This is a genomic window from Kitasatospora sp. Root107, assembly GCF_001424875.1.
Lineage (GTDB): Bacteria > Actinomycetota > Actinomycetes > Streptomycetales > Streptomycetaceae > Kitasatospora.
In genome coordinates this window covers 38,395-43,188 of sequence record NZ_LMCT01000041.1, presented here as the reverse complement: position 1 = coordinate 43,188, position 4,794 = coordinate 38,395, and the positions used below count along the sequence as shown (strand labels likewise).

At 70.2% G+C, this 4,794-nt stretch carries 5 protein-coding genes and 1 pseudogene; 4 read left to right on the top strand and 2 right to left on the bottom strand.

The genetic code is table 11. The annotated features are described in order from the left end of the window. Both ASC99_RS28275 and ASC99_RS28270 read left to right on the top strand, forming a co-directional pair. Window positions 1-368: pseudogene (locus ASC99_RS28275) on the top strand (hypothetical protein); the annotation flags it as partial. A gap of 21 nt (window positions 369-389) precedes the next feature. Further along, window positions 390-653 carry a hypothetical protein gene (locus ASC99_RS28270; protein WP_057237298.1) on the top strand — a complete coding sequence of 88 codons (264 nt, stop codon included), beginning with the start codon at window positions 390-392 and terminating at the stop codon, window positions 651-653. A 132-nt stretch (window positions 654-785) separates the two neighbouring features. Here ASC99_RS28270 and ASC99_RS28265 read toward each other — a convergent pair whose 3' ends face one another. Then, on the bottom strand, window positions 786-1,628 hold the full coding sequence (locus ASC99_RS28265) for an SAM-dependent methyltransferase (RefSeq protein WP_235583162.1): 843 nt from the start codon (window positions 1,626-1,628) through the stop codon (window positions 786-788). 659 nt (window positions 1,629-2,287) lie between these two features. Between ASC99_RS28265 and ASC99_RS28260 the strand changes: the two genes are divergently transcribed. Both ASC99_RS28260 and ASC99_RS28255 read left to right on the top strand, forming a co-directional pair. Beyond that, window positions 2,288-3,013 carry a DUF2306 domain-containing protein gene (locus tag ASC99_RS28260; protein WP_057237297.1) on the top strand — a complete coding sequence of 242 codons (726 nt, stop codon included), beginning with the start codon at window positions 2,288-2,290 and terminating at the stop codon, window positions 3,011-3,013. Window positions 3,014-3,088: 75 nt separating this feature from the next. Then, window positions 3,089-3,751 carry a TetR/AcrR family transcriptional regulator gene (locus ASC99_RS28255; protein ID WP_057237296.1) on the top strand — a complete coding sequence of 221 codons (663 nt, stop codon included), beginning with the start codon at window positions 3,089-3,091 and terminating at the stop codon, window positions 3,749-3,751. A 423-nt stretch (window positions 3,752-4,174) separates the two neighbouring features. Here the strand turns inward: ASC99_RS28255 and ASC99_RS28250 are convergent, their stop codons facing one another. Beyond that, window positions 4,175-4,702, bottom strand: coding sequence for a hypothetical protein (locus ASC99_RS28250; RefSeq protein WP_057237333.1), 528 nt, complete (start codon window positions 4,700-4,702; stop codon window positions 4,175-4,177). Window positions 4,703-4,794 lie beyond the last annotated feature (92 nt).

The window sequence follows — 4,794 nt, the reverse complement described above, 5'->3', positions numbered from 1 at the left end:
CGGGAGCCCAGCAGCTGGACTCTCGGCGGTCGGAGGGCGGCGTGAGAGGTGCCCAGGACATCCTGGAGTCGGACAGCCATTCGGCGTTGATCCGCATCCTGACTGCCTTGCGCTCTCACGACGCCAAGGTGGTGGAGGCCCTCGCGGTGCCGCAGAAGTCCGGCAAGCGAACCACCGGGCGCAGCGCTGAGGCGGCTTCCGGCCCTGGTGAGGGCGGGTCAGGTGCGGGTGGGTCGGGGGCGTTCACGCTGCCGGTGCGGTTCCAGTCTCCGGTGGATGAGAACGTGCTTGCGCTGTTCATCGCCTCGCGGGTCCTGGTCGGTGGGACCCAGCTGTGGCGTGAGGGTACCGGGCATGCGCGGCGGTAGTTCGCTTCGGGCTTCCTCGTCGTGCTCCACAGCGCCCAAGACGTCGGCGGAGAGCACTTCCGCGACCTCGTCGAGTTCCCAGCACTCGATTCCGACGGCGAGGAGGAGGACTTCGGCCAAGAGATCGCCATGGCCGAGGAAGAGCCGGCCGCCATGGCGATCGCCGAGGCCGGCACCGGACCCGTCCCCGACCGGTGGGTGAACGCCGGCATCGCCCACGACGACTACCTCGACTTCGTACGAGCCGGACGCTCACCACACCCGCCGGCCACCGAACCGAGCTGAACCCGTCACCCGACGACGCCCGTCAACGCCTCAGCCACAGGTCAACCTTCCGAGCAAATCCACTAGCTGCTCCTGGCGGGAAGGTCGCACCCGAGCGAGGCGACCAGGCGGGAGGGCGCAGGGCCGGCCGGCTCACCGCTTGCGAGCCACGCCGGACCAGTAGTACGCGGCGCTGGGGTCGGCGGGCACGTCGCCTTCAGGACGCCAGCCCATGACGGGCACGACGCCCGGGTCCACGAGCTCCCAGTCACCGAAGAATCGCGCCACCTCGTCGCGGGTGCGCGGCACCAGAGTCATGTTCCCCTTGGCTGCGGCTTCGACCACCGCAGCCATCGCGGTCGGGTTGAAGTCCGTTCCGGGGTGGGTGATCGCCACGTAACTGCCGGGGGCCAGGGCGTCCATCAGCACCCTGGCCTTGGCCCAGGGGTCGTCCCGGTCGGCGATCAGCATGAGGACGGCCACCAGGGTCAGACCCACCGGCTGGTCAAGGTCCAGGGTGCGGGCCAGGGTCGGATCGGCGAGGATCTTCTCCGGTTCCATCAGGTCGGCGTGAAGGTAGGCGGTGCGGCCGGAGCCGGTGCTGTCCATCAGCGCACGGGCGTGGGCCAGGACGATCGGGTCGTTGTCGACATAGACGACCCGACTGTCCGGGGCCGTGGCCTGGGCAACCTCGTGGGTGTTCCCCTCGGTGGGGATGCCGGTACCGATGTCGAGGAACTGGCGGATACCCGCTTCGCCGGCCAGGTAGCGCACCGCGCGGCCCAGGAACCTGCGGTTCTCCCGGGCCATGACCTTGATGCTGGGGATCGCCTGCTCGAATGCCTCACCAAGGGCCCGGTCCGGGGGAAAGTTCGTCTTACCACCGAGCCAGAAATCGTACATCCGGGCCGAGTGCGGGAGGTCGATGCGCAGGTCCACCGACTCCACCGCCGGCTCCTCCAGCCTGTCCCTCATCCAACTGGTGCCGTCCGTCATAGCATCCACCCCTGTTCACGCAGCCCACTCTGATGGACCGTCACAAACCGATCCTAGCCAGCAGCAGGAGAGGTGATCCAGGTCTGCGGTCAGCAGGACCTGTACCGCTGCCGGTCGGGCAGGAGGGGTTTCGAGCAGATCGGCCCGTTCCTGATCCACCGGCAAGCGCAAAGGCCAGGACCCGGGGCTGGCCACCATCTACCGGGCGCTCGCCGAGCACGAGAAGGCCCAGTCCGTGCCCGGAGGCCCTCGAGGCGGCCCACACCGACTTCGCTGACCTCCAGGCTCCCGGCCCCCGGCCCCGGCCCCGAATCAGACGCGGGCAGGCTCGGGTCCGGGGGCTGCGCGCGGTTCGACGACTTGCCGGGCTGGGCCGAGCCGGCGGCGGGCTGGTCGGCCTCCTGGACGTTTCCCGGATCCGGGCCGGCCGGTATGGCGATCAGCGCCGCCGGGCTCGTCCTCGCTCCGCTCACCGGCCGCCCGGTCCAGGGCCTGGCCGTGAGTTGAGCCACCGTCATCTTCCTGCGGTGCCTTGGCCTGTGCGCTTTCGGAGGCTGTTGACACGTGTGCCGGCCGGGCACTAAAACTCACACTGTACAGATTGAGCTCGTGCCGCCGTTCCCGTGCCTCGCCTCGCCCCGAAAGAGGGCCCCTCCGCCATGTCCGTACTGACCTCCCGCCCGCCGACAACCACCAACCGGCCCCGACGCGGCTCCCGTTTCAGCTGGACCGTGATGCTGCTGCTGTCGGTGGCGATCACCGGCTACTCCGTCGGCCAGTACGCGGCCGGCAGCCTGCAGGCCCTCGCCGCCGACAAGGTCGGCCTCGCGCCGACCTACGCGGACCGGCCGTTCGCGGTCCAGGTCGCCTTCTACGTCCACATCGTCATGGCCGGCCTGGCCCTGGCCGTCGGCCCCTTCCAGTTCGTCCGCGCGATCCGTCGCCGCTTCCCCCGCGTGCACCGCTGGATCGGACGCGGCTACGTGGTCGCCGTCGGAATCGGCTCGGTGGCGGCGCTGGTCATGTCGTTCTTCAACTCCGTGGCGTTCTCCGGGTTCTTCGGCTTCGGCAGCCTCGCCGTGCTCTGGGGGTGGACCACCTACCGCGGCTACCGGGCCGCTCGGGAGGGCGACTTCGCCGCGCACCAGGCCTGGATGATCCGCAGCTTCGCCCTGACCTTCGCGGCGCCGACCCTACGGCTCTGGTTCGGCGTACTGATCCTGGTCCAGGTGCTGGCCGGCCGTGCTGCCGGGGGTGACGTGGACCAGATGGTCAGTCAGGCCTACGCCGCGGTCCCGTTCCTGTGCTGGCTGCCCAACATCGTCGTCGCCGAGCTGATGATCCGCCGCCGCGACCTCCCCGGCCTGCGGCTCGTCACCCCGTAGCCCAGGGCCGCCGATCGGAGCGGCAGGCCGAGGAGCAACTGGCTGCCCGGGATCCGTCCGTGCCAGGATCCGTACATGACCCAGCAGACCCGCCGCGCCCGTACCACCTACCACCACGGCGACCTGCGCGCGGCACTGATCAGGGCGGGCATCGAGCTGGCCCGCACCGGCGGGCCGGAGGCGGTGGTCCTGCGCGAGGTCGCCCGCCTCGTCGGGGTCGCGCCCAACTCCGCGTACGGCCACTTCAAGACCCTGGCCGCGCTGAAGTCCGCGGTGGCCAAGCAGGCCCTGCGCGAGCTGGGAGCAGCCATGGCGGCGCATGTCGCGGCCGTCCCGGAGCCCCCGGACCCGCGCGAGGCGGCGGCGCTCCACCTGAGCGAAGTCGGCCGTGCGTACGTACAGTTCGCACTCGACGAGCCGGGGTTGTTCCGCACCGCCATGGACGGCAACCCCTCGGGGGTGGGCACCCCGGGATCGCCCGGCCACGAGCCGGACCCCGACGCCGAGGGGCAGCCGCAGCCGGACGCGATCCTCCTGGCGGCGCTCAACCGGCTGACCGAGGCGGGATGCCTGCCGCCGGAGGAGACCGGCGCGGCGGTGGTGGCCAGTTGGGCCACCGTGCACGGGCTGGCCACCATCCTCGTCAACCTGCAGCCCGGGCTCTCGGCCGCCGAACGGGGCACGGCGATCGACAACGGCCTGCGCGTCCTGCTGTTGGGAGTCACGGCGCTGGGGTAGGGGCTGTCTGATGATGGTCAGTGGCCCGGTATACGCACTACGTCGTGGGCGTCGGCCGGAGCGATCGGGGTGGCTCTGGAGCTCACCGTTGATCACGAGACAGGAGATCCCGGACGTCTGCCGGGCGAACGTGCTGTGGCCCTGATTCGCTGTCCGAGTGGCAACGGGTGGCCACGCCCGACACGGCCCGGCCCGGCCCGGCCACCTACCACCAGAAGGAACGGCCACCACCCCAGGGCCACCCAGCCTTGACGGCCAGCAGCCCAGGACAGGGCGACCGCATGACGGACCGACAGCGACCGGAGCAAGCGTCAGCCTGACCGCCCACCTCCCCTCCCCCGACAGCTGTCCTCTGACAAGCGATCTTGACCGATTGCCAGGCGATATTGACTGCGAGTCAGACGGTGGACTGACCTACTGGGTTCAGCGGCAGAGTTCCATGATGGTGTCGTCGAAGTCGGGGAACTCTGCGGTGGCCTGCTCGATCACGGTAGCTGCGGCTTGGCGCCGGTCGGGTGCGAACCGCTCTGCCACGGCCGCCAGTTCGCTACTGGGGTGCGGGGTCCAGTCGGGCTCGTACGAGGTGGCTGCTTCCCAGGGGCCGAAGCCGCCGGCCAGCAGCCATAGGAAGCTGGCCAGGTCCTGTGCGACAACTCCGGTCTCCCCTTCGGATCCGAGGAAGACGACGGGTTGATCGGCGAGCGGTCGACCCGGCCGGACGAGCCAGAAAGCCGCATACCCGCCTGAGCCGTCCTGGCCGAACACACGAAGGTCGTGCCCGCTCAGCTCACCGTTCCCGGTCCAGGCCCGGAACCAGCCAGTGGTCTCCTCGGCGGAGAGGAAGGCTGTGAAGGGTTCGAAGTCGACCCCGTCACCGCCTGCGTACTCGAACGGGACAGCCAGCGCAGCAGCAAGGGCGTCAGGGAACTGCCGGTCATCAGTGAGCGTCACCCGCACACGCTAACGGCCTGGTCAGACAGTGCTGGGACAGCCACGTCCCAGCACCCGGCCAGTCGACCGGAACTGACTGCCGTACGAGCCCG

Coding starts and splice junctions, on each gene's coding strand:
- ASC99_RS28255 (WP_057237296.1), top strand. CDS start 3,089: ATGACCCAGCAGACCCGCCGCGCCCGTACCACCTACCACCACGGCGAC.
- ASC99_RS28260 (WP_057237297.1), top strand. CDS start 2,288: ATGTCCGTACTGACCTCCCGCCCGCCGACAACCACCAACCGGCCCCGA.
- ASC99_RS28265 (WP_235583162.1), bottom strand. CDS start 1,628: ATGACGGACGGCACCAGTTGGATGAGGGACAGGCTGGAGGAGCCGGCG.